Below are 23,272 nucleotides of genomic sequence, written 5' to 3'. Positions count from 1 at the left end.
CTAGTACGACTTCGGGAGGCCGAGGCTGTGCTGGCCGACGAAGTTGAGCACCATCTCGCGGCTGACCGGGGCGATCCGGCCGAGCCGCACCGCCGTCACCAGGGTGCCGAGGCCGTATTCGGTGGCGAGGCCGTTGCCGCCGTGGGTCTGCACGGCCTGGTCGGTCGCGCGGATCGCGACCTCCGCGGCGGCGTACTTGGCCATGTTGGCCGACTCGCCCGCGCCGAAGTCGTCGCCGGAGTCGTAGAGCGACGCGGCCTTCTGCGTCATCAGCTTGGCCAGCTCCAGCTCGATCTTGATCTCCGCGAGCGGGTGCGCGAGGCCCTGGTGGGTGCCGATCGGGGCGCCCCAGACCTGCCGCTGGTTGGCGTAGCCGACCGCCTTGGCCAGCGCGTACCGCGCGATGCCGAGGGAGAACGACGCGCCCATGATGCGTTCCGGGTTGAGGCCCGCGAACAGCTGGGCGATCGCCGCGTCCTCCTCGCCGACCAGGGCCTCGGCCGGGAGCTTGACGTCGTCGAGGAACAGCGAGAACTGGTTCTCCGGCGCGACGATGTCCATCGGGATCTTCGTGTACTCGAAGCCTTCCGTGCCGATCGGCAGGATGAACAGCGCGGGCTTGAGCCGGCCGGTCTTCGCGTCTTCGGTGCGGCCGACGACGAGCACGGCGTCGGCCTCGTCGACGCCGGAGATGTAGACCTTCCGTCCACTGAGGACCCAGCCGTCGCCGTCGCGCCGGGCCGTGGTGGTGATCTTGTGCGAGTTCGACCCGGCGTCCGGTTCGGTGATCGCGAAGACCATCCGCTTGGTACCGTCGGCGATGCCGGGCAGCCACTGCTTCTTCTGCTCTTCGGTGCCGAACCGGGAGATCACGGTGCCGCAGATGGCCGGGGAGACGACCATGAGCAGCAGCGGCGAGCCCGCGGCGGCGAGTTCCTCGAGGACGGCCGCGAGGTCGGCGATGCCCGCTCCGCCGCCGCCGTACTCCTCGGGGATGTTGACGCCGAGGTAGCCCAGGCGGCCGGCCTCGTCCCACAGCTCGTGCGTCTTCTCGTCCGCGCGCGCCTTGCGGGCGTAGTACTCGTGCCCGTACTTGGCGCCGAGCTCGGCGACGGCCTTGCGAAGCGCGATCCGCTCCTCCGGCTCGATGAAGTTCATGTTCATGCTTCTTCTCCCACCACCGCGAGGATCGTGCCCACTTCGACCTGCTGTCCCACTGTCACCGGCAGTTCCGCGACCACGCCGTCGGCGGGGGCGGCGATCCGGTGTTCCATCTTCATCGCTTCCAGCCACAGCAGCGGGTCGCCCGCCTTGACGGGGTCCCCGGCCTGCACGGCGAGCCGGACGACCGTGCCGGGCATCGGGGCGACCAGCGACCCGGCGGCCAGTGCGGCGTCCGGGTCGGCGAAGCGCGGTGCCGCCGTGAGCGCCACCGATCCGAGTGCGGAGTCCACATAGGACACGCCGTCGTGCCGGGCGACGTCGAAGGTGCGTCGCACGCCGTTGACGTCCAGCACGACCCGGCCGGGCGCACTGGACACCAGCTCGGTGTCGAAGCCCTCGGCCCGGAGGCCGTCGCGGGTGAGTGAGTAGACGATCTCGTACTCGCGGTCGCCGGCCGTGAAGACCTTGCGCTGCCCGGCCGACCGGACGTTGCGCCAGCCACTGGGCAGCCTGCTCTGCGTCGTGGCTCGCGCCCGGTTGCCCGCGGCGTCCGCCAGCGCCGCCGCGAGCGCGGACAGCCGTTCGGTGCCGGGCGTGGCCAGCGGCGCGGCCAGGGTGTCGAGGCCGTGGCGGTCGAAGAACGCCGTGTCGGTCTCCCCGGCCAGGAAGGCTTCGTGGCGGAGGATGTTCACCAGCAGGTCGCGGTTCGTGACGACGCCGTGGATCTTCGCCGCGGCCAGTGCCTTGGCGAGCCGCCGGGCCGCTTCGGCGCGGGTGGGGGCCCAGGTGATCACCTTGGCGAGCATCGGGTCGTAGTGGACACCCACCACCGAACCGGTTTCGAAGCCGGAGTCGAGCCGGAGGCCGGGCCCGTGTTCGAACGAACGGTCCACATCGGGCACTTCGAAAGTGTGCAGCGTGCCGCTTTGCGGCTGCCAGTTCGCGGCCGGGTCTTCGGCGTAGAGCCGGACCTCGATGGAGTGCCCGACGGTCGGCGGCGGGTCGGCGGGCAGCCGCTCACCCTCGGCGATCCGCAGCTGCAGGGCGACCAGGTCGAGGCCGGTGACGTTCTCGGTGACCGGGTGCTCGACCTGCAGCCGGGTGTTCATCTCCAGGAAGTAGAACCGCCCGTCGGGCCCGGCGAGGAACTCGACCGTGCCCGCGCCGACGTAGTCGATCGCCTTGGCGGCCTTGCGCGCGGCCTCGAACAGCTCCTCGCGCATCGCCGCGCCGACGAACGGCGACGGCGCCTCCTCGACGACCTTCTGGTGCCGGCGCTGGATGGAGCACTCCCGCTCCCCCACCGCCCACACCGTGCCGTGCCGGTCGGCGAGCACCTGGACCTCGATGTGGCGCCCGGTCTCCAGGTAGCGCTCGCAGAAGACGGTCGGGTCACCGAACGCCGACCCGGCCTCCGCACTCGCCCCCTCCACGGCCTCGGCCAGCTCGCCGAGCGAGCGCACCACCCGCATGCCCCGGCCACCACCGCCGGCGGACGCCTTGACCAGCAGCGGCAGGTCTTCCGCCGTCACCGACGCCGGGTCCAGTTCGGCCAGCACCGGGACCCCGGCGGCGGCCATCAGCCGCTTGGACTCCACTTTGGAGCCCATGGTCTCGATGGCCTCCGGCGGCGGCCCGACCCAGGTCAGCCCGGCGTCGAGGACGGCCCGGGCGAAGGCGGCGTTCTCGGACAGGAAGCCGTACCCCGGGTGGACGGCGTCGGCACCGGTCTCGGCCGCGGCCTTGACCAGCAGTTCCGCCCGCAGATACGTCTCGGACGGCGCGTTGCCGGGCAGGCGGACGGCCGCGTCGGCTTCGCGGGTGTGCGGGGCGGCGGAGTCGGCGTCGGAAAACACCGCCACCGTGCCGATCCCGGCGTCGCGGCAGGTGCGGAAGACGCGGCGGGCGATCTCGCCGCGGTTGGCGACCAGCAGGTTCTGGATCATCGCTCGCTCACATCCGGAAGACGCCGAAGCCCTCGGCGCCCTTCACTGGTCCATTGTGGATCGCGGACAGGCTCAGGCCCAGCACGGTGCGGGTGTCGCGCGGGTCGATGATGCCGTCGTCGTAGAGCATGCCGGAGAGGAACATCGGCATCGACTCGGCCTCGATCTGGCCCTCCACCATGGCGCGCATGGCCTTGTCGTGCTCCTCGTTGTACTCCTGGCCGCGGCTTTCGGCGGCCGCGCGGGCCACGATGGACAGCACGCCGGCCAGCTGCGCGGGGCCCATCACCGCGGACTTCGCGCTCGGCCACGCGAACAGGAAGCGGGGATCGTAGGCGCGGCCGCACATCCCGTAGTGGCCGGCGCCGTAGGACGCTCCCATCAGGACGGACAGGTGCGGCACCTTCGAGTTCGACACGGCGTTGATCATCATCGCGCCGTGCTTGATGATGCCGCTCTGCTCGTACTCCTTGCCGACCATGTAGCCGGTCGTGTTGTGCAGGAACACCAGCGGCGTGTGGATCTGGTTGGCCAGCTGGATGAACTGCGCGGCCTTCTGCGACTCCTCGCCGAACAGCACACCCTGGGCGTTGGCGAGCACGCCGACCGGGTAGCCGTGGATGCTCGCCCAGCCGGTCACCAGCGACGAGCCGTAGAGCGGCTTGAACTCGTCGAAGTCGGAACCGTCGACGACGCGGGCGATCACCTCGCGCGGGTCGAACGGCACCTTGAGGTCGGTCGGCACGATCCCGAGCAGGTCCTCGGCGTCGTACAGCGGCTCTTCGTAGTCCGGCTTGGGCGACGGCCCCTGCTTGGTCCAGTTGAGCCGCTTGACGATGGTGCGGCCCAGCCGGATCGCGTCCTGCTCGTCGGCGGCCAGGTAGTCGGCCAGGCCCGAGGTCCGCGCGTGCATCTCGGCGCCGCCGAGCGATTCGTCGTCGGACTCCTCGCCGGTGGCCATCTTGACCAGCGGCGGCCCGCCGAGGAACACCTTCGCCCGTTCCTTGACCATCACGACGTAGTCGGACATGCCCGGCAGGTACGCGCCACCCGCGGTGGAGTTGCCGAAAACCAGCGCGATCGTCGGGCAGCCCGCCGCCGACGCCCGCGTGATGTCCCGGAAGATCCGGCCGCCCGGGATGAAGATCTCCTTCTGCGTCGGCAGGTCGGCGCCACCGGATTCGACGAGGTTGATCGACGGCAGCCGGTTCTGCGCGGCGATGTCCGCGGCCCGGAAGCTCTTCTTCGTCGTCCACGGGTTGCTCGCGCCGCCCTTGACCGTCGGGTCGCTGGCCGAGATCAGGCACTCGACGCCCTCGACCACGCCGATCCCGGTGACCAGGCTCGCGCCGACGCGGTAGTCGGTGCCCCAGGCGGCCAGCGGCGACAGCTCCAGGAACGGCGAGTCCTCGTCCAGCAGCAGCTCGATCCGTTCCCGCGCGAGGAGCTTGCCGCGCTTGCGGTGCCGTTCGACGTACTTCTCACCGCCGCCGGCCACGGCCTTGGCGTGTTCGGCGTCGATCTCCGCGAGCTTCTCCAGCATCGCCTCGCGGTTCGCGCCGAATTCGGCGGCCCGCGTGTCCACTGTGGACCTCAAGGTAGTCACGAGGTGTATCCCAATCGCTTCGCGGCCAGGCCGGTGAGGATCTCGGTGGTGCCGCCGCCGATGCCGAGGATCCGGACGTCGCGGTAGTGCCGCTCCACTTCGGACTCGCGCATGTAGCCGAGCCCGCCGTGCAGCTGGACGGCCTCGTTGACCACCCACTCGGCCGCTTCGACGGCGGTGTTCTTGGCGAAACAGGCTTCGGCGATGACCTCTTCGCCCGAGACGTGCCGGACCGCGGCCTGCCGGGTGTAGGTGCGGGCGACGTCGACCTTCCGCGCCATCTCGGTGAGCTTGTGCTGCACGACCTGCCGGGAGATGAGGGGGCGGCCGAACGTCTCGCGCAGCCGGCACCAGTCCAGCGTCAGGTCGAGCGCGCGCTGGGCGTGGGCGTACGCCTGCACGGCCAGCGACAGCCGTTCGGTGACGAACTGGGTGGCGACCTGCGCGAACCCGCTGTTCTCGGCGCCGACCAGGTTCTCCACCGGCACCCGGACGTCCACGTAGGACAGCTCGGCGGTGTCGGAGCAGAGCCAGCCCATCTTGTCGAGCTTGCGGCTCACGGTGAAGCCCGGTGTCCCGCGTTCGACGACGATCAGGGAGAGCCCGTGGGCGCCGTCGCCGCCGGTGCGCACCACCGTCGTCACGAAGTCCGCCCGGCAGCCGGAGGTGATGAACGTCTTGGCGCCGTTGACGACGTATTCGTCGCCCTCGCGGACGGCGCTGGTCCGGATCCCGGCGACGTCGGAGCCGCCGTCCGGCTCGGTGACGGCGAGGGACCCGATCTTGTCCCCGGCCAGGGTGGGCCGGACCCAGCGTTCGATCTGGACGGGATCGCCCGCCTCGGCGATGTGCGGGACGGCGATGCCGCAGGTGAACAGCGACGCGAACAGCCCGCCGGAGCCGCCGGCGTAGTGCAGCTCCTCGGCGACGACGAGGGCGTCGAGGTAGTTGCCGTCTCCTCCGCCGATCTCCTCGGGGAACGCCACCCCGAGCAGCCCGAGGTCCCCGGCTTTCCGGTGCAGGTCACGCGGCAGCTCGCCGGCGCGCTCCCAGTCGTCCAGGTGCGGCAGGACCTCCTGCTCGACGAACTTCCGCACGGTCTTGCGCAGTTCCGCCCGTTCGGGCGTCCGGAAGGGGTCGGTCACAGCAGGACCTCCGGGACGTCGATCTCCCGCGAGCGCAGCCATTCTCCGAGGGCCTTGGCCTGCGGGTCGAACCGCGCCTGCGAAGCGACGCCCTCGCCGAGGATGCCTTCGACGACGAAGTTCACCGCCCGCAGGTTCGGCAGCAGGTACCGCGTCACCGGCAGGCCGGCGGTCTCGGGCAGCAGCAGCTTGAACTCGGCGACGGTCAGCCGGTGCACCAGCCACCGCCAAGCCTCTTCGGACCGCACCCAGACGCCGACGTTGGCGTTGCCGCCCTTGTCACCGCTGCGCGCCCCGGCCACCGTCCCGAGGGGTACCCGCCGCACCGGCCCGTGCTCCAGCGGTTCGGGCAGTGCCGGTTCATCCACTTCGGACAGTTCCCGAGTGGACACCGAAGGAGCTATGTCGACACGCATGCCGTCCGGCAGCACGGCCACGTGCGGCACCTTCGCAGCGTCCACGTAGGCCGCGGTGTAGACGCCATACGGCGAGGCGTCCGACGGCGGTGCCGTCACGTGGAAGCCGGGGTAGCTGGCCAGCGCGAGTTCGACCGCGGCACCGGTGAAGGCGCGCCCGGCGACCTTCGGATCGGCGTCCTTGACGGCGACGTGCAGCAGGGCGCTCGCGGTCTGCTCGGTGTCGGCGTCGGCGTGGTCGGTGCGGGCGAGGGTCCACCGGACGTCGGCGGGCGGCCGGTCCTTCATGGACGCTTCGAGCTGTTCGCGCACCAGCGCGGCTTTCGCCTCGATGTCGAGTCCGGTGAGGACGAACGTGGTCTCGTTGCGGAACCCGCCGAGGGTGTTCAGCGCGACCTTGAGCGTCGGCGGCGGCGCTTCCCCGCGGACGCCGGAGATGCGGACGCGGTCGGGGCCGTCCTGGGTCAGCGAGAGCGTGTCGAACCGGGTCGTGACGTCCGGTCCGGCGTACCGCGCGCCGGTGATCTCGTACAGCAGCTGCGCGGTGACCGTGCCGACGTTGACCACACCGCCGGTGCCCGGGTGCTTCGTGATGACGCTGGAGCCGTCGGCCTCGATCTCGGCGATCGGGAACCCGGGCACGCCGAGGGTGTGCTCGGTGAAGAAGGCGTAGTTGCCGCCGGTGGCCTGCGCGCCGCATTCGATGACGTGCCCGGCGGCGACCGCCCCGGCCAGGGCGTCGAAGTCGTCGCGGGCCCAGCCGTAGTGCGCGGCGGCCGGCCCGACGATCACCGAGGCGTCGGTGACGCGGCCGGTGACGACGACGTCGGCCCCGGCGTTCAGGCATTCGGCGATGCCCCACGCGCCGAGATAAGCGTTGGCGGTCAACGGTTTCCCGAGGTCCAGCTCCTCGGCCCGCTGTACGAGGTCGTCGCCTTCGACGTGGGCGACCTTGACGTCGAGGCCCAGTTTTTCCGCCAGTTCCCGGAGCGCGTGGGCCAGCCCGGCGGGGTTCAGTCCACCGGCGTTGGCGACGATCTTGACGCCCTTTTCCTGCGCCAGGCCGAGATTCTCCTCCATCTGGCGGAGGAACGTCTTGGCGTAGCCGCGAGTGGCGTCCTTCATCCGGTCGCGGCCGAGGATGAGCATGGTCAGCTCGGCGAGGTAGTCGCCGGTCAGGACGTCCAGGGGGCCACCGGTGAGCATCTCGCGGACGGCCGAGAACCGGTCGCCGTAGAAGCCCGAGGCGTTGCCGATGCGGTACGGCTGTGTCATTGCCGCCTCCGCGGGAAAGAGTCCGTCGGCGGTGCGAACTGCCCCGGCTTCCGCCCGTTCCCGGGCGGCCCCGCGAAGGCCTGCGCGATGCCGAGCCACTCTTCGACGTCGGCACCGTGGGCGACGAGGCCGGTGTCGGCCGGGTGCCGCCGCTGGGTGACGACGAGGCAGAAGTCCAGGGCGGTGCCGGTGAGCTTCTGCTCGGCGTCCTCGGGCCCGAAGGCCCAGGTGGAGCCGTCCGGCGCGGTGAGCTCGACACGGAACTCCTCGGCCGGCGGGGCGAGGGAGTTCGTCTTGTAGGCGAAGTCGCGGGTCCGGGTGCCGAAGCGCGCGATGTGCCACAGCCGCATGGCCGGCTCGCGGGTGAGCCCGAGCGCGTCGAAGATGTCCTGCCCGTGCGCCCAGGTTTCCATCATCCGCGCGGTCGCCATCGAGGCGGCGCTCATCGGCGGCCCGTACCACGGCAGCTTCTGCCCGTCCGGCACCGCGGCGAGTGCCTCGGCCAGCGCCGCCCGCCCGGCCCGCCAGTCTTCGAGGATCTCCTCCGGCGGCCGCCGGGCCCCGGCGGCGGCCCCGTCGTCGACGTAGGTCTCCCCGGCCTTGAGGAGCTCTTCGACCTCGGCCTGCCAGTCTTCGGGACGCGCGGCCGCGATCAGCGCCTTCCGGTCGGTCCAGGCCAGGTGCGCGATCTGGTGCGCGATCGTCCACCCCTCGGCGGGCGTGGCCCGCGCCCAGCCGGACGCGGGCAGGTTCGCCACCACGTCGTCGATCGTCCGTGTCTCCGCGTCGAGATCCCCGAGGATCACGCCGAGATCCGCCATCGCCCGCCTCCTTGCGTCCTGCGGCCAGCGTGGCACCGGCGGCGAGAAAAATCAAGCACGCCTGATTGTTTTAACCCCGGGCGCCGGCCCTAGTTCCGCCACAGGTAGAAGCGGCGGAGGACGTCGATCGCCCGGCCGCGATCAGCTCGGGAAACCCGCCGGTCGCGGCTCAGGTCGTCGATCAGATCGGTGATGGTCAGCCGATCCACGTCGACGTTGCCGACCGGATCCCACCGGAAGTCGTCCGAAACGGACCGGTGGACGTCCAAGGTGCCCGACAACCGCGCGTACTCGCCGAGCAGCAGGTGGGCGAGCAGCTCGGCGGCGTCGGCCCGGGCCACCCCCGCCACCGCCCGGTCGCCGACGAACCCGAGGAGAACGCGAACGGCGGCCGCCTTGTCGATCGATCCCTGCAGGGCCGCGACGAACACCCGGGCGCGGTCCCCCAGAGAGCGATCGTCGACCAGCGCCTTCACCGCCTCGGCGCCGCGACGGCCGCCGACCTGGAGCAGGATTTCGAGGACCCGGAGCCTCCCGTTGTCGTCGAGCGTCGTGTCCCGGACCAGCGACTCGAGCAGCTCGATCGGGTCGTACCCGGCCATGGCGGCCAGCATCTCGACCGCGCCGATGCGCACGTTGTGGTCACTCAGGCGCTGCTTCGCGATGCGTTCGAGCTCCCGCAACGCGTCCTTGTCCCCGCGTTCCGCCAGCGCGCCGGCCGCCCGGATCCCCACGTGCGGATCGACCGAAAGGTCCGACGCCAGCTTCGACAACGCGTTCTCCGCCTTGGAGCCACCGTGCTTGACCAGCGCACGGACCGCCTCCTCCCGCACGTAGACCGGAACGTCGGCGGCACGGGCCAACCCGTCGAGCAGTTCGATCCCGCGAAGCTCCCCCGCGCCGGCCAGGACACCCGCGGACCGGACCCGCGCGTACCCGCCCATCCTGGCGTCCAGCGCGAGTTCGGCGAGCAGCTCCGACGCCAGCGCAGCGTCGTGGTCGCGGAGGATCATGACCGACGCGACCCGTTCGCGGCCGGCCAGCGTGGCGTCCCGGGCGAGATCGACGAGCAGGCGCGACACGTGGTCCGGATCCAGCGATCCCACCCGGGCGGCGAGCGTGGCGCGCATCCGTGAGCCGATCGACTGGTTCCTGGCCAGCTCGTCCAGCAGCTCGACCGCGGTGGCGACGTCGACGCCGGCGTCGATGACGGCCTCGGCCGCCCTGGCCCGGACGGCGGGGTGGAGGTCGTCGTCGCGAGCGATCGAGCGCAGGCGGTCGAGGCCGTCGTCCACGCCGATCGAGGCCAGCAGACGCAAGGCCAGGAAGGCGTTCTCGAACCGCTCCTGATCACCCCGGACCACGCCTCGAGCACGACGGGAAGGGGCGGAGTTCTCCGGGCCACCCCAGCTCCAGACCAGGTCGACCAGCCGTCCGGCCATGGCCAGGACGACGCTCCGGGGAACATCGGTCCCGAGCCGGAGCAGCACGGCGACGAAGCCGCAGCCGGCCAAGCCGCCACGGTCGACCAGCCGGAGCAGGTAGCCCGCGACGGCGTCCTGGACTTCGCCGCACTGGTCGATGACGAACCCCGTGAACGAGGTGTCCACTTCCGGCGGCGGCAGGACCCGCCGGCCGAGGACCCGTTCGGCGAACGGAACGCGATGCTTTCTCCCGAAGAGGGCCGCGAGGGACTCCAGGCACGCCGACGCCGAGCGCGTCGCGTGCGCGGCGGCCAGGAACTCACCGACGGTCTGGTGGAAGAACGACAGGTCACCGCCCCGCAGGAGCACCAGACCACTGCGTTGCAGCAGGCTTTGCAGGTATTCGCGCCAGACCGTGGCCGGGACCCGTTTGGGACACGCGGCCCCGGGCAGACCGGCGAAGACGTCCAGGATCGAAACCGGGCTGCCACCCAGCATTTCGGCCGCCGACCGCGAGATCAGTTCGGGCAGGCGCTCGAGGGTCCGCCACCCCTCGCCGAGGGCCTCGTCCCCGTAGCGCGCCAGGCTGGCCCGCACCTGGGCCTGGATGCCCGACGTGTCCGCACCCTGCATGCGCCGCATCAGCTGTTCGACGTACTTGCGGTAGATCTCACCGCGGCTGGCCGGCAGCGGCGCGTCGGGGTTCGCGCCGTGCAACTGGCACAGCAGCGCCGCCATCAACGGCGTCCGGGCGAGCCCGAAGACCCGGGTCCGCCGCACCGCGCTCGCGAACCTGCCGGCCACCCGGTCCGGGTTCTCCAGCCCGAGGACGCGGAACCAGTCGGCGGACACGCGGTTGAGGTCGGACCAGGTGAAGGGTTCCAGCTCGTACACCGGAGCCTGCGCCCCGAGGACGGCGAATTCCCACTCGGGCAGGGGCCGGGTGGCGATGACGAACCGGTACTGGCGCCCCCGGCTGCCGTCGGAAATCCGGTCGAGCGCCGCCAGGAGGTTCCGGCGGCCGGCCGGGTCGGTGATCTCGTCGAGCCCGTCGACCATGACGAGCCACGGCACCTCCTCGTAAGGGCACCTCTTGAACAGCTCGTCCGGCAGCTTCTCGAGCAGGCCGAAACTGCTCAGCTCCGCGGTGACCGCCTCCGCCAGCGCAGCCGTCAGGGGCTTGGCCGTCAAGGCGGCCGCGGGGACCAGGATCGGCAGCGCGGTCTCGAGCTCACCCGCCCTCCTCGCCTCGACTGCCCGGATCAGGTGCGTGCGGAAGAGACTGGTCTTGCCCCCGCCGGGGGCGCCGACGACCACGCAGATGCGGTCGCCGTCCAAGATCTGCTCGGCGGACAGCCGGCCCGGCATCCGCCGGCCCGGTGGGGCCGCGGACGTCCAGGGCACACCCGATCGCGGAGGGGTCTCCGCCACCCGGACGCGTTGACGCACGTAGACCTCGGTCAGCGGCGGCGTGTTCCCCGGCAGGACGCCCGGGTAGGGCTGTTCTCGAGCGGCCCGGACAGCCGCCGCGATGTAGTCGTCGATCAGGGAGTGGGCCGGGCTGTCCGCCGGCTCGGGCTCCGGCCTGGTGCGGCCTTTGGCCGGCCGGCCGGGCTGGGCGGCCTCCAGCAAGTCAGCCCAGTACCGCTCCGCGGGAGCGGTGTCACCAGCCTGTTCGCTCCACACCCGGGCGAGTGCGAAGACGGCGGCCAGGCTGTTCGGCGACGGCGTTTTGGTCTTCGAGAAATCGTCCGCCAACCAGTCGCTGAGCCGCTGACCGCGGAAATCGGCGATGAGGTACGGCGGTCTGCGCAGGATTCGTTCGATTTCGTCCTGCGACCACGGACGGAGGCCGGCCGTGCGACGGGCAGCGTCGGCTTTCCCTTTCAGGGCGCGCAACTCGTCGTACAATCGCCGGTCACTCCGTGTAGCGATGGCTCCCTCCCCGCAGCCGTCCTCGCCCGCAGCGGGTGATATTGCCGCCCGAAGCAGCGTGCAGCGTAGCCCACAACCGGCCCGCTTCACCCGCTCGAGACGCCAACTCGCCGGGAGCCGCCGAACGATGCATCTCCCAGGCAGCCCGGCCGAGGAGGCACCGTGCAGCACCCGAAACGCATCCAGGACGAGAACGAGATGCGGCGAGGGAAATCGCTCCCGCGCCCGACCGGGAATCGGCCCGGCGCGCCAGGGCCTCCGGTTCCCGGTGGCCCGTCCCGGGGACTATTGACATCTTGCCAGTAGCGGTCGCCTGCCCTAGCTTCGTCCCATGGCCGACTACGCCGAGATCACCTACGCCGTCACCGACCGGGTCGCGACGGTGACGCTGAACCGGCCTCGGGCGCGCAACGGCTACACGATCCGGATGGCCGACGAGCTTCACGCCGCCATGGACCGGGCCGATCGGGACGAGGACGTCCGCGTGGTCGTCCTCACCGGGGCCGGCCAGGACTTCTGCGTGGGGGCCGACCTTTCGCAAGGCGGCTTCGACTTCGATCCCGCGGAAGGGCCCGGCCAGGAATGGCAGGAGCCCGCCGGCCGGTGCTCGAAGCGGATCTTCACCATGAACAAGCCCGTGATCGCCGCCCTGCACGGGGCCGCCGTCGGGGGCGGGCTCACCATCACGCTGTCGTGCGACTACCGGCTCGCGTCCGACGACTCGCGGTTCGGGTTCGTCTTCACCCGCCGCGGGATCTACCCCGAAGGCGCGTCCGCGTGGTTCCTCCCCCGGCTCGTCGGCATGGGCACCGCGCTCGACTGGATGATCAGCGGCCGGGTGTTCGAAGCCGCCGAAGCCCTCGAAAAAGGCTTGGTGCACAAGGTTTTCCCGGCCGGAACCGTGCTCGGAGAAGCGACGAAGCTCGCGCGGGAGATCGTCGAGACGACCGCGCCGGTGTCGGTCGCCGTCACCCGGCAGCTGCTCTACCGGATGGCGAGCGCCGGGTCGCCGTTCCCCGTGCACGAGCTCGACTCGAAACTGATCGGCGGCCTCGGCACGAACCCCGACGCCGTCGAAGGCGTGCTGTCGTTCCTGCAGAAACGGCCGCCGTCGTTCGGCCTGCGCGTCGAGCGGGACCTGCCCGACTACCTGCCCTGGCTGGAGAAATGACCACCTACCCGCCACCGCCCTGGAATCTCGTCGCCGACGCCCACGTGTCGATCTGGCGCGTTCCGGCGCGTGACGTGCACCCGGGCGCGCTGTCCGTCGCCGGGTACACCACCGTCTTCACCGCCTGGATCGCCTACCGCGAGCCCGGGCAGCTGAGCTACCACGAGCTGCTCGCCGCCGTCCCGGTGCGCGGACGGCGGACCACCTGCACCATCACGCAGATCTGGGTCGACTCCGAGGTCTCCCTCGCCGGCGGCCGCGAGCTGTGGGCCATCCCGAAGGACCTCGCCGCCCTCCGGTTCACCGACCGCACGTACACCGCGGCCACCGGCGGCGACTGGATCGCCACCGCGGCCTTCACCCCGCGGCCGGGCTCCCCGCTGGCTCTCCCGAGCCGGTTCGACGTCCTCCAGGACCGCGACGGCACGCCCGTGCGGACCCCGGTCGGCGCAAAGATCCGGCCCGGGCTCGCCGCGGCCGCCTGGACGGTCAACCCGGGCGGCCCGCTCGGTTACCTGGCCGGGCGGCGGCCGTTCCTGAGCCTCGCCCTGCCCGGCAGTGAGCTGCGGTTCGGGGCTTGAGCAGCGCCTCTGGGTGATCACGCAACCCCGCCAGAGTGAACTCATGACACGCCATCTGGGGTACCGCGCGGACCCCGACCCCAACATGTAGTCTCTGGGAACCGGCAGCCCCCAGCGACGGGGAGACCGCTGCGGAGGGTCGCCGGGCAGCTTTGGAGAAACCGCAGCGCACGGCCTCATGAGGCCGTGCGGCGATCGAACGCGCCCGAAAACTTGGAGACACGCATGTCAGTCGAAACCGGTCAGCGGCCGTCCGCTGCCGACTCACCCACCGCGATCCGGGTCATCCGGCGGGACGGCAGCGTGTCGCCGTTCGACGCCGGGAAGATCTCGGTCGCGCTGACCAAGGCGTTCCTCGCGGTCGAGGGCGGCGACGCCGCCGCGTCCTCCCGCGTGCACCACGTCGTCGCCGAGCTGACCCAGCAGGTGGAGACCACCCTGCTGCGGCACGCCGGCCCCGAGACCGCCCTGCACATCGAGCAGATCCAGGACATCGTCGAACTCGCCCTCATGCGCGGCGAGCACCACAAGGTCGCCCGCGCCTACGTCCTCTACCGCGAGGAGCGCGCGAAGGCCCGCGAGGCCGCGAAGCCGGTCGCGACCGAGGTCGCGCTGAACGTCAAGGGCACCGACGGCGTCCTGCGCCCGCTCGACTGGGCCCGGGTTTCCCACGTCGTGGGCGAGGCCGTCGCCGGCCTCGACGACGTCACGGCCGAGCCGGTGCTGGCCGAGACCAAGCGCAACCTCTACGACGGCATCAGCGCCGACGAGCTGGCCCTGGCCCAGATCATGGCCGCCCGCGTGCTGGTCGAGCAGGAGCCGAACTACTCCTACGTCTCCGCCCGGCTGCTGCTGGACAAGCTGCGCGGCGAGGCGCTGAGCTACCTGGCGAAGAAGCCGCGCCAGGCCAGCCAGGACGAGATGGCGGCCGAGTACCCCGCGTACTTCCGCGCCTACCTGCGCCGCGCGATCGAGCTGGAGCTGGTCGACGGCGAGCTGCAGCGCTTCGACCTGGACAAGATCACCGCCGCGATCCGCCCCGAGCGCGACCTCGACTTCGGCTTCCTCGGCCTGCAGACGCTGTACGACCGGTACTTCCAGCACCACGACGGCACCCGCTTCGAGCTGCCGCAGGCGTTCTTCATGCGCGTCGCCATGGGCCTGGCCATCCGCGAGGACGACCGCGAAGCCCGCGCGATCGAGTTCTACGAGCTGCTGTCGAGCTTCCACTTCATGGCCTCGACGCCGACGCTGTTCAACTCCGGCACCACGCGCCCGCAGCTGTCGTCCTGCTTCCTGACCACGGTGGACGACGACCTGGACTCGATCTTCCAGGCCTACAAGAACAACGCGCTGCTGGCCAAGTACTCGGGCGGCCTCGGCAACGACTGGACCCCGGTCCGCGGCCTCGGCGCGCACATCAAGGGCACCAACGGCCAGTCGCAGGGTGTCGTGCCGTTCCTCAAGATCGCCAACGACACCGCCGTCGCGGTCAACCAGGGCGGCAAGCGCAAGGGCGCGGCGTGTGCGTACCTCGAGACGTGGCACGTCGACATCGAGGAGTTCCTCGACCTGCGCAAGAACACCGGTGACGACCGCCGCCGCACCCACGACATGAACACCGCGAACTGGGTGCCGGACGAGTTCCTGCGCCGCGTCGAGGCCGACGCGCAGTGGACGCTGTTCTCGCCGAACGAGACGCCGGACCTGCACGACCTCTACGGCAACGAGTTCTCCCAGCGCTACCGCGAGTACGAGGCCGCCGCCGAGCGTGGCGAGATCAAGGTGTTCCGGCGCGTCCGCGCGGTCGACCTGTGGCGCCGCATGCTGACCATGCTGTTCGAGACCGGCCACCCGTGGATCACCTTCAAGGACCCGTGCAACCTGCGCTCGCCGCAGCAGCACGTCGGCGTCGTGCACTCGTCCAACCTGTGCACCGAGATCACGCTGAACACCAACAGCGAAGAGGTCGCGGTCTGCAACCTCGGCTCGGTGAACCTGCTCAAGCACGTCACCCCCGAGGGCCTGGACACGAAGCGCCTCGAGAAGACCGTGCGCACCGCCGTCCGCATGCTGGACAACGTGATCGACATCAACTTCTACACGATCCCGGAGGCGCGCCGCTCCAACCTGCGCCACCGCCCGGTCGGGCTGGGGCTGATGGGCTTCCAGGACGCGCTGTTCGAGCTGGGCCTGCCGCTGTCGTCGGAAGCCGCCGTGCAGTTCGCCGACACGAGCATGGAGCACATCTCCTACTACGCGATCTCGGCGTCGACCGACCTCGCCGAGGAGCGCGGCCAGTACCAGTCGTTCGAGGGTTCGCTGTGGAGCAAGGGCATCCTGCCGATCGACTCGATGCAGCTGCTCATCGACGCGCGCCAGGGTGACAACCTGGACGTCGACCTTTCGACCACTTTGGACTGGGCGCCGCTGCGCGAGCGGGTCAAGACGGTCGGCATGCGCAACTCCAACGTGATGGCGATCGCCCCGACCGCGACGATCTCCAACATCTGCGGTGTCGGCCAGTCGATCGAGCCGCTGTTCCAGAACCTGTACGTCAAGTCGAACATGTCCGGCGACTTCACCGTGGTGAACCCGCACCTGGTCCGCTCGCTGAAGGCGCGCGGGCTGTGGGACGAGGTCATGGTCAGCGACCTCAAGTACTTCGACGGCAGCCTCGGGCAGATCGACCGCGTGCCGGACGACCTGAAGGCGCTGTACGCGACGGCGTTCGAGATCGAGTCGAAGTGGCTGGTGGACGCGGGTTCGCGGCGCCAGAAGTGGATCGACCAGGCGCAGTCGCTGAACCTGTACATCGCGGCGCCGAGCGGCCGCAAGCTCGACCAGCTGTACCGCTACGCGTGGCACAAGGGCCTCAAGACCACGTACTACCTGCGGGCGCAGTCCGCGACGCACGTGGAGAAGAGCACCCTGCGCGGCACCGACGGCAAGCTGAACGCCGTCTCGGCCACCCCGGCTCCCGCGGCCGCTGCTCCGGCCCCGGCTCCCGCGCCGACGCCGGCCCCGGCGCCTGCTCCCAAGCCCGAGCCGGACGTCGACTTCGTGGCCACCGAAGGCGCCGCCTGCCGCATCGACGACCCCGACTGCGAAGCCTGCCAGTAAAGGAATCCCTGCACAGATGACCAACGTGGAGACGACGGACGCGACCGGCCTCGGGGAGATCGAGGTCGGCGCCGCCCGGATCAACGTCGACGACAAGCGCATGATCAACGCGCGTGCCGACGTCAACCAGCTGCTGCCCATGAAGTACAAGTGGGCGTGGGAGAAGTACCTGGCCGGCTGCAACAACCACTGGATGCCGACCGAGGTCGCCATGCAGGCCGACATCGCGCTGTGGAAGTCGCCGGACGGCCTCACCGAGGACGAGCGGCAGATGCTCAAGCGCAACCTGGGCTTCTTCGCGACCGCGGAGTCCTTGGTGGCCAACAACATCGTGCTCGCGGTGTACCGGCAGATCACCAACCCCGAGTGCCGCCAGTACCTGCTGCGCCAGGCGTTCGAGGAAGCCGTGCACACGCACACCTTCCAGTACATCTGCGAGAGCCTCGGCCTGGTCGAGGGCGAGCTGTTCAACATGTACCGCGAGGTCCCGTCCATTTCGGACAAGGACGCGTGGGCGCTGAAGTACACGCAGAACCTGGAGAACCCGGACTTCGAGACCGGGACGCCGGAGGCCGACCAGGCGTTCCTGCGTGACCTCGTCGCGTTCTACGTGATCTTCGAGGGCATGTGGTTCTACACCGGCTTCGCGCAGATCCTGTCGCTGGGCCGCCGGAACAAGATGGTCGGCATCGCCGAGCAGTACCAGTACATCCTGCGCGACGAGTCGATCCACCTGAACTTCGGCATCGACTGCATCAACCAGATCAAGATCGAGAACCCGCACCTGTGGACCGAAGCGTTCCAGGCCGAGGTGCGCGGGATGCTGCAGGAGGCGTGCGAGCTGGAGGTCGCGTACGCCCGCGACACGATGCCGCGCGGCATGCTCGGGCTGTCGGCGCAGCTGTGCGAGCAGTACATGCACTTCATCACCGACCGGCGGGCGCAGCAGATCGGCCTCCAGCCGATCTTCGGCGAGACGGAGAACCCGTTCCCGTGGATGTCCGAGGCGATGGACCTGAAGAAGGAGAAGAACTTCTTCGAGACCCGCGTGATCGAGTACCAGTCGGGCGGCGCCCTCGACTGGGACTGAGTTCCCCGGCGAACGGCCCCGCCCCGGTGAACCGGGGCGGGGCCGTTTCACGTCCGCACGGCGATCTCCGCGTCGAGCGGGCTCATGTCCGGCTCGACGGGCTCGCGCGGCGACCACCACCGGAAGCCGCGTCCTTCCTCGCTCAGGGTGAGCCGGGGCGTGGCCGCGAGCTCGGTCCGGTAGACGGCGAGCAGCTCCCGCCGCGCGGGCCGGAGGAGTTCGAACTCGGCCACGGCGGCGAAGGTCAGCGCCACCCCGCGGATGCCGGTTTCCTCGGCGAGCTCGCGGACGGCGGTCTCACGGGCGGTTTCCCCGGGGTCGGCCATCCCGCCGGGGAGTTCCCACTGCCGCCGGCGCCGGTCGAACATCATCAGGACGGCCCCGGCGTGGACGACCACGACCACCGACGCGGGCACCGGCGGCAGCTCGCTCTCGGCCACCCGGTGCACGGCGAGCAGCACGTTGCCGGCCCGGTCCCGGAGCGGAAGGTCGGCCATCTCGCTCGTCAGTAGCTGTAGCGGCGCACGGTTTCCGGGTGGATGACCAGCCGCAGCTGGTCCGCCTTCAGGATCGCCTCGAGGTCGGCCGCGCGGACCGGGTCGTCGAGGTTCCAGTAGCGCGCCGCCAGCCGGGCCGCGAGGTCGTGCGCGCCGCCGGGTTCGACCGAGATCCGGCCGGTGACCGAGATCCACCGTTCGCGCTCCCCCACCGGCGCCGCGACCACGATCGACGCCCGCGGATCCCGGCGTGCCCGCCGGACCTTCAGCGCGTCCGGTTCGGTGAACAGCTGGATCGTGCCGTCGTCGGCCGCCTCGAACCAGACCGGGCGGGGTTCGCCGGAGGCCACGGTCAGGAAGCCGTGGAGGGGGCGGCGGAGGAACTCGAGGTCGTCGGGGGTCAGTGCGTTCATGGTTCCAGTGAACCGCGTGCCGCCGGACGATCCCATGGGTGAAACACCGGAATCCCTGTCCGTTCGTCTAATCTCGGGACCGTGGACGACCTCTTCCGCGGTGTGCGGGCCCACGGGTCCCTGTTCGGCAGCTCGGCCCTCTCGCCGCCCTTCGCCCTGCACTTCGTCGACGGCGCCCCGCTGACCCTCTGCACCGTGCTCTCCGGCGGCGGCTGGATCGTCCCCGAGCACGGCGAACCCGAGCCGCTGACCGCCTACGACACGATCGTCGTGCGCGGGCCGGGGACGTTCACGTTCGTCGACGAGCTCGGCACCGGCGCCGAACCCGTCGCGTGCGGCGAGTACTGCGCCGCTCCCGAACTGGGCGGGACGCGGTACCGGCGCGGCTGGCGCGACGACGGCGACGGCCCGACCACCCTGATCGTCGGCGCCTACCCGGCCGGCGGCGAGGTCAGCCGTCCGCTGCTGGACGCGCTTCCGCCGGTGCTGCGCGTCGACGGCGGCGGCACCGGGGACGCCGTCCTGGACCACCTCGCCGCCGAAGCCGCGGTGGATGCGCCGGGGCAGCAGGTGGTCCTCGACCGGCTGCTGGACTGGATGCTCGTCTGCACCCTGCGCGCGTGGTTCGACCGGCCCGGCGGCGAACCACCGGCGTGGTGGACGGCCCAGCGGGACCCGGTGGCCGGGCCCGCGCTGCGCCTCCTGCACGACGACCCCGCCGCGCCGTGGACGGTCGCCGCACTGGCCGAGCGGGCCGGAGTGGCCAGGTCGACCCTGGCCAAGCGGTTCGCCGAGCTGGTCGGCGAACCGCCCCTGACCTACCTCACCCGGCGGCGGATGGCGCTCGCGGCGGACCTGCTGGCCGAGCGGCCGTCCGTCACCGTCTCGGAAGTCGCCCGGCAGGTCGGGTACGCCGACGCCTTCGGGTTCAGCGCGGCGTTCAAGCGGGTCCGCGGGGTGACGCCGAGCGAGTACCGGCGCCAGGGTCCACCCGAAAAGACGGCCGCCGAGGTGTTGTCAGACCGTCAACAAGAGGGCATCGTGGAGGGGTAGCCGATCTCGACGCAGGAGATGGTCATGCCGGGCACCGTGAGCCGAGCCGCCGAAGCCCTGCGGGAGCGCGTCCCACCACTGACCGCGCTCCCGCTGCCGCACAGGGTCGACGAGCGCTGGCTGCAGTCGCGCTGGCCCGTGAAGGAACTCGCGACACCGCCCGCGGGCAGCGGCCTCAAGCCGGTGCTCGGCGACGAAGGGCCGCCGGTGGTCGGGCACATGCTCGAGATGATGCGGTTCGGCCCGGCGTTCGGCCTGCGCCGCTACGAGCTCTACGGCCCGGTGTCGTGGACCGCCGGGTTCGGCCGCCGGATCGTCGCCCTGACCGGGCCCGACGCCACGCAGATCGCGCTCGTCAACAAGGACAAGGCGTTCTCGCAGGAGGGCTGGAAGTTCTTCATCGAGAAGTTCTTCGAGCGCGGCCTGATGCTGATGGACTTCGGCGAGCACCGCCTGCACCGCCGGATCATGCAGGAAGCCTTCACGCGCCCGCGGCTGGCCGGCTACGTCGGCGAAATGGGCCCCGCGCTGCGCGAGGGCGTCGCGGGCTGGGGTTCGAGCGAGCGGCCGCGGCTGTACTGGGCCCTCAAGCAGCTGACCCTCGACGTCGCGACCCGTGTGTTCATGGGCATGCGCAGCGGCGCCGACGCGGCCCGGATCAACCGCGCGTTCGTCAGCTCCGTGCGGGCCGGCACCGCGTTCGTCCGCTTCCCGGTGCCGGGCGGCCGCTGGTCGGCCGGGCTGCACGGGCGGAAGGTCCTCGAGCGCTACTTCGGCGAAACCCTGCCCGCCAAACGGCGTTCCGGCGGGGACGACCTGTTCGCCGCGCTCTGCCAGGCCACCACCGAAGACGGCGACCGGTTCTCCGACACCGACATCGTCAACCACATGATCTTCCTGATGATGGCCGCGCACGACACGACGACCATCACCAGCAGCGCCATGGCGTACTACCTCGCCAAGCACCCGGAGTGGCAGGAACGCGCCCGCGCGGAGTCCCTGGCCCTCGGCGACGGCATCCCCGATATCGAAGCCGTCGAACAGCTCGAAACCCTCGACCTCGTCATGAAGGAGGCGCTGCGGCTGGTGGCGCCGGTGCCGTCGCTGACCCGCCAGACCGTCAAGGACACCGAGGTCCTCGGTCACTACATCCCGGCGGGCACCCTGGTCGGCGTCTCGCCCACGGTCAACCACTTCACGCCGGAGTGCTGGACGAACCCCTTCGCGTTCGACCCGGAGCGCTTCGCCGAGCCGCGGCGCGAGGACAAGTCGCACCGGATGGCGTGGATGCCGTTCGGCGGTGGCGCGCACAAGTGCATCGGGCTGCACTTCGGCAGCCTCGAGGTGAAGTTGCTGATGCACGAACTGCTGCGGGCCTACCGCTGGTCGGTTCCGGAGAGTTACACCGCGCGCTGGGACTACGTCTCCCTCCCGGTGCCCGCGGACGGGCTCCCGGTGCACCTCACCCGTCGCTGACCCCGGACAGTGTCCACGACTGCATACATTAGGTAACGAAACGTTACCGCTTGTGGAGATTCGTTCACTCGTTCAGCCGGTAGACACCCCGTTACGCACATGATGGCGTGGCATCGATCGTGGGCGAGCGCTGCCTGGTGTGGCTGCATGATCCCCGACACCGTGTCCGACCTGGCCATACCTGTGCGTGAAGAGGTGGAGTGTGCCTGAGCCCGGTGCCGCGCCAGTGCTGCTGGACGTGGCGCGCCGGTGGGCGGCGACGTTGGCCGACACCAAAGGAGTAACACTTCCCCCGGAGGAGCTCGAATCCCTGCTGCTGGAGGTCGCGACCGACGCGGTCGACCAGGCCGGCTCGCGCCACGACGGCGCGCTCCTGCGGTTCACGGCGTTGTACGCCGCGTCGCCGATGGGGATCGCGCTCGCCGACCCCGACGGCGCCATCGTGGAGGCCAACCTCGCCCTCGGCCAGCTGCTCGGCTGTTCCCCGGATCGGTTGCGGGGCAAGCACCTCACGGAGCTCGGCTCCACCGACCACGACGTCTCGCGCCTCGAGGCGGGGCTGGAGCAGGTGCGCGCGGGGCGTGAGCGCTACCAGGAGCGGATGCTGCTCGACCACAGCGAGGACGGCCAGCTCTGGACCGACGTCACCCTCGCCCGGCTCCCCGGCGACCGGCCGGGCTCGGTCTACCCGGTGCTGATGGTGTCGGACGCCAACGAGCTGCACCTGCTGCAGGAGCGGCTGCTGCACCAGAACGTGCACGACCCGCTGACCGGCCTGCCCAACGCGTCGTCGTTCACCACCAAGCTGGAGGCCGCGCTCGGCGCCGGCGCGCGCGACGACATCGCGCTGGTCTACCTCGACGTCGACGGCTTCAAGGTGATCAACGACGGCCTCGGCGCCGGCGTCGGCGACCAGGTGCTGCGCGGAGTCGCGAACAAGCTGTCGGCGGTGTTCACCGGCCACCACGACGGGTTCGTCGCCCGGCTGTCCGGCGACGGCTTCGCGGTGCTGCTGCGCGGCGAGCTCACGGCGACCGAGGTCGTCGGGCTGGTCGAACGCGCCCTGGAGGACCTCAACGAGCCGATTTACCTGGGCGGCCACGGCATCGGCGTGAGCGCGAGCGCAGGCATCGTGGTGCGCGCGGCGGTCGAAGGCGGCGCGGCGGAGCTGCTGCGGGCGGCGGAGATCGCGCTGCACCGGGCCAAGGAGGCCGGCAAGGCGCAGTGGATGCTGTTCGACCCGGAGCTGGACGCCCGCGACCGCGGCCGCTACCAGCTGGGCGCGGTGATCGCCGGAGCCCTGGAGAACGGCGAGTTCTCGCTGGTCTACCAGCCGACGGTGAAGCTCGCCCACCCGGACGAGCTGGCGGCCGTCAACGCCGGGCTGCGCTGGAACCACCCGGAGAAGGGCGAACTCGGTTCCGACGAGTTCTACCCGCTGGCCCAGACCACGGGCATGACGGTCCCCCTGGGCCGCTGGCTCCTGGCGGAGTCCCTGGCGGCCACGGCCCGCTGGCGCGCCCGCCTGGGCGACGCGGCCCCGGACGTCTGCGTCCGCCTCCCGGCCCGCCTGGCGATCGACCCGGACCTGGTCCTGCTGGTGAAGGAGCAACTGGACAGGCACGAGCTCCCGGCACGGGCCCTGCGCCTGTGCACGGACCGCGATTCGATGCTCGACCCGCGCGGCGAAGTCCTGGATTCCCTGGCTGTACTGGCCGACCTGGGTGCACAGCTGGTGCTGACGATCTCGGGCTCGGCGGACCTGGAGCTGATCCCCCAGCACGGCTTGCCGGTCCGGCACGTGATCCTGTCCGGCCCGGTGGTGGACGCCCTGGACACCGACGACCCGGCGGAGTCCGACCTGCGGCACCTGACCCAGCTGATCACCCGGGCCCGCGAGCTGCACCTGCGGGTGGGGGCGGAAGGAGTCCGCACCCACGAGCAGGCGGCCCGCCTGCGCCAGCTGGGCGTGACAGCGGCCAGGGGCCCCTTCGTGGCGGACTCGGCAACGGGCGACGAGGTCGACGAGCTGATCAACCGCCACCCCCGCCGCTGACCCCGGGCGACCGGCCGGCAGCTGTCAGGACCAAGCCGGTGCGAAGGCGGCTCCGAACCACGGAGAGAATGGGCTCAGCC

Annotated in this window: 16 protein-coding genes; 7 read left to right on the top strand and 9 right to left on the bottom strand. The window is 70.9% G+C overall.

The features are described from left to right. The 7 genes from AB0J55_RS19860 to AB0J55_RS19830 form a co-directional block, all read right to left on the bottom strand. The gene (locus AB0J55_RS19860; protein WP_364250044.1) at nt 1-1,164 is read right to left on the bottom strand and encodes an acyl-CoA dehydrogenase; all 1,164 of its coding nucleotides are present in this window, start codon (nt 1,162-1,164) and stop codon (nt 1-3) included. Then, nucleotides 1,161-3,110: a biotin carboxylase N-terminal domain-containing protein gene (locus AB0J55_RS19855; RefSeq protein ID WP_364250041.1), complete on the bottom strand. Its 1,950-nt coding sequence runs from the start codon at nt 3,108-3,110 to the stop codon at nt 1,161-1,163. The genes AB0J55_RS19860 and AB0J55_RS19855 overlap by 4 nt, the downstream gene beginning before the upstream one ends. Nucleotides 3,111-3,117: 7 nt before the next feature. Beyond that, nucleotides 3,118-4,716, bottom strand: a complete 1,599-nt coding sequence (locus tag AB0J55_RS19850; protein WP_364250038.1) for a carboxyl transferase domain-containing protein — start codon at nt 4,714-4,716, stop codon at nt 3,118-3,120. After that, nucleotides 4,713-5,861: an acyl-CoA dehydrogenase family protein gene (locus AB0J55_RS19845; RefSeq protein ID WP_364250035.1), complete on the bottom strand. Its 1,149-nt coding sequence runs from the start codon at nt 5,859-5,861 to the stop codon at nt 4,713-4,715. The genes AB0J55_RS19850 and AB0J55_RS19845 overlap by 4 nt, the downstream gene beginning before the upstream one ends. Further along, nucleotides 5,858-7,552, bottom strand: coding sequence for an acyclic terpene utilization AtuA family protein (locus AB0J55_RS19840; protein WP_364250032.1), 1,695 nt, complete (start codon nt 7,550-7,552; stop codon nt 5,858-5,860). Before AB0J55_RS19840 ends, AB0J55_RS19845 begins: the two co-directional genes overlap by 4 nt. Then, the gene (locus AB0J55_RS19835; protein ID WP_364250029.1) at nt 7,549-8,373 is read right to left on the bottom strand and encodes a TIGR03084 family metal-binding protein; all 825 of its coding nucleotides are present in this window, start codon (nt 8,371-8,373) and stop codon (nt 7,549-7,551) included. Before AB0J55_RS19835 ends, AB0J55_RS19840 begins: the two co-directional genes overlap by 4 nt. Before the next feature lie 89 nt (nt 8,374-8,462). Continuing rightward, nucleotides 8,463-11,555, bottom strand: a complete 3,093-nt coding sequence (locus AB0J55_RS19830; protein WP_364250026.1) for a HEAT repeat domain-containing protein — start codon at nt 11,553-11,555, stop codon at nt 8,463-8,465. A 508-nt stretch (nt 11,556-12,063) separates the two neighbouring features. Between AB0J55_RS19830 and AB0J55_RS19825 the strand changes: the two genes are divergently transcribed. The 4 genes from AB0J55_RS19825 to AB0J55_RS19810 all read left to right on the top strand — a co-directional run bounded on the left by AB0J55_RS19825 (nt 12,064) and on the right by AB0J55_RS19810 (nt 17,697). After that, a complete protein-coding gene (locus AB0J55_RS19825; RefSeq protein WP_364250023.1) occupies nt 12,064-12,903 on the top strand; it encodes an enoyl-CoA hydratase-related protein in 840 nt (279 codons plus the stop codon). Continuing rightward, the gene (locus AB0J55_RS19820; RefSeq protein ID WP_364250020.1) at nt 12,900-13,484 is read left to right on the top strand and encodes an acetoacetate decarboxylase family protein; all 585 of its coding nucleotides are present in this window, start codon (nt 12,900-12,902) and stop codon (nt 13,482-13,484) included. The genes AB0J55_RS19825 and AB0J55_RS19820 overlap by 4 nt, the downstream gene beginning before the upstream one ends. 225 nt (nt 13,485-13,709) lie before the next feature. Beyond that, complete coding sequence (locus tag AB0J55_RS19815) at nt 13,710-16,607, top strand: ribonucleoside-diphosphate reductase subunit alpha (protein ID WP_364250017.1); 2,898 nt, start codon at nt 13,710-13,712, stop codon at nt 16,605-16,607. Nucleotides 16,608-16,623: 16 nt separating this feature from the next. Further along, nucleotides 16,624-17,697, top strand: a complete 1,074-nt coding sequence (locus tag AB0J55_RS19810; protein ID WP_364250014.1) for a ribonucleotide-diphosphate reductase subunit beta — start codon at nt 16,624-16,626, stop codon at nt 17,695-17,697. 47 nt (nt 17,698-17,744) lie between these two features. Here the strand turns inward: AB0J55_RS19810 and AB0J55_RS19805 are convergent, their stop codons facing one another. Next, complete coding sequence (locus tag AB0J55_RS19805; protein ID WP_364250011.1) at nt 17,745-18,194, bottom strand: NUDIX hydrolase; 450 nt, start codon at nt 18,192-18,194, stop codon at nt 17,745-17,747. An 8-nt stretch (nt 18,195-18,202) separates the two neighbouring features. Then, nucleotides 18,203-18,607 (bottom strand): pyridoxamine 5'-phosphate oxidase family protein, encoded by a 405-nt coding sequence (locus AB0J55_RS19800; protein WP_364250008.1) that lies wholly within the window; start codon nt 18,605-18,607, stop codon nt 18,203-18,205. An 81-nt stretch (nt 18,608-18,688) separates the two neighbouring features. On the opposite strand from AB0J55_RS19800, the gene AB0J55_RS19795 reads away from it, so the two are divergent. From AB0J55_RS19795 to AB0J55_RS19785, 3 genes are all read left to right on the top strand, one after another. Next, nucleotides 18,689-19,660, top strand: coding sequence for an AraC family transcriptional regulator (locus AB0J55_RS19795; protein ID WP_364250005.1), 972 nt, complete (start codon nt 18,689-18,691; stop codon nt 19,658-19,660). A gap of 24 nt (nt 19,661-19,684) precedes the next feature. Beyond that, entirely contained in the window at nt 19,685-21,136 is a 1,452-nt protein-coding gene (locus AB0J55_RS19790) for a cytochrome P450 (protein WP_364250003.1), read from the top strand. A gap of 238 nt (nt 21,137-21,374) precedes the next feature. Beyond that, nucleotides 21,375-23,192, top strand: a complete 1,818-nt coding sequence (locus AB0J55_RS19785) for an EAL domain-containing protein (protein ID WP_364250785.1) — start codon at nt 21,375-21,377, stop codon at nt 23,190-23,192. The last annotated feature ends 80 nt before the right edge of the window (nt 23,193-23,272 follow it).

The sequence above is a fragment of the Amycolatopsis sp. NPDC049688 genome (assembly GCF_040674975.1).
Taxonomy (GTDB): Bacteria; Actinomycetota; Actinomycetes; order Mycobacteriales; family Pseudonocardiaceae; genus Amycolatopsis.
This window is presented reverse-complemented; position numbering and strand designations above follow the sequence as displayed.

Bases quoted from the DNA above. Each gene is read 5' to 3' on its own strand.
- AB0J55_RS19815 (WP_364250017.1), top strand. From the start codon at position 13,710: ATGTCAGTCGAAACCGGTCAGCGGCCGTCCGCTGCCGACTCACCCACC.
- AB0J55_RS19820 (WP_364250020.1), top strand. From the start codon at position 12,900: ATGACCACCTACCCGCCACCGCCCTGGAATCTCGTCGCCGACGCCCAC.
- AB0J55_RS19800 (WP_364250008.1), bottom strand. From the start codon at position 18,607: ATGAACGCACTGACCCCCGACGACCTCGAGTTCCTCCGCCGCCCCCTC.
- AB0J55_RS19790 (WP_364250003.1), top strand. From the start codon at position 19,685: ATGCCGGGCACCGTGAGCCGAGCCGCCGAAGCCCTGCGGGAGCGCGTC.
- AB0J55_RS19835 (WP_364250029.1), bottom strand. From the start codon at position 8,373: ATGGCGGATCTCGGCGTGATCCTCGGGGATCTCGACGCGGAGACACGG.
- AB0J55_RS19825 (WP_364250023.1), top strand. From the start codon at position 12,064: ATGGCCGACTACGCCGAGATCACCTACGCCGTCACCGACCGGGTCGCG.
- AB0J55_RS19840 (WP_364250032.1), bottom strand. From the start codon at position 7,552: ATGACACAGCCGTACCGCATCGGCAACGCCTCGGGCTTCTACGGCGAC.
- AB0J55_RS19855 (WP_364250041.1), bottom strand. From the start codon at position 3,110: ATGATCCAGAACCTGCTGGTCGCCAACCGCGGCGAGATCGCCCGCCGC.
- AB0J55_RS19805 (WP_364250011.1), bottom strand. From the start codon at position 18,194: ATGGCCGACCTTCCGCTCCGGGACCGGGCCGGCAACGTGCTGCTCGCC.
- AB0J55_RS19860 (WP_364250044.1), bottom strand. From the start codon at position 1,164: ATGAACATGAACTTCATCGAGCCGGAGGAGCGGATCGCGCTTCGCAAG.
- AB0J55_RS19810 (WP_364250014.1), top strand. From the start codon at position 16,624: ATGACCAACGTGGAGACGACGGACGCGACCGGCCTCGGGGAGATCGAG.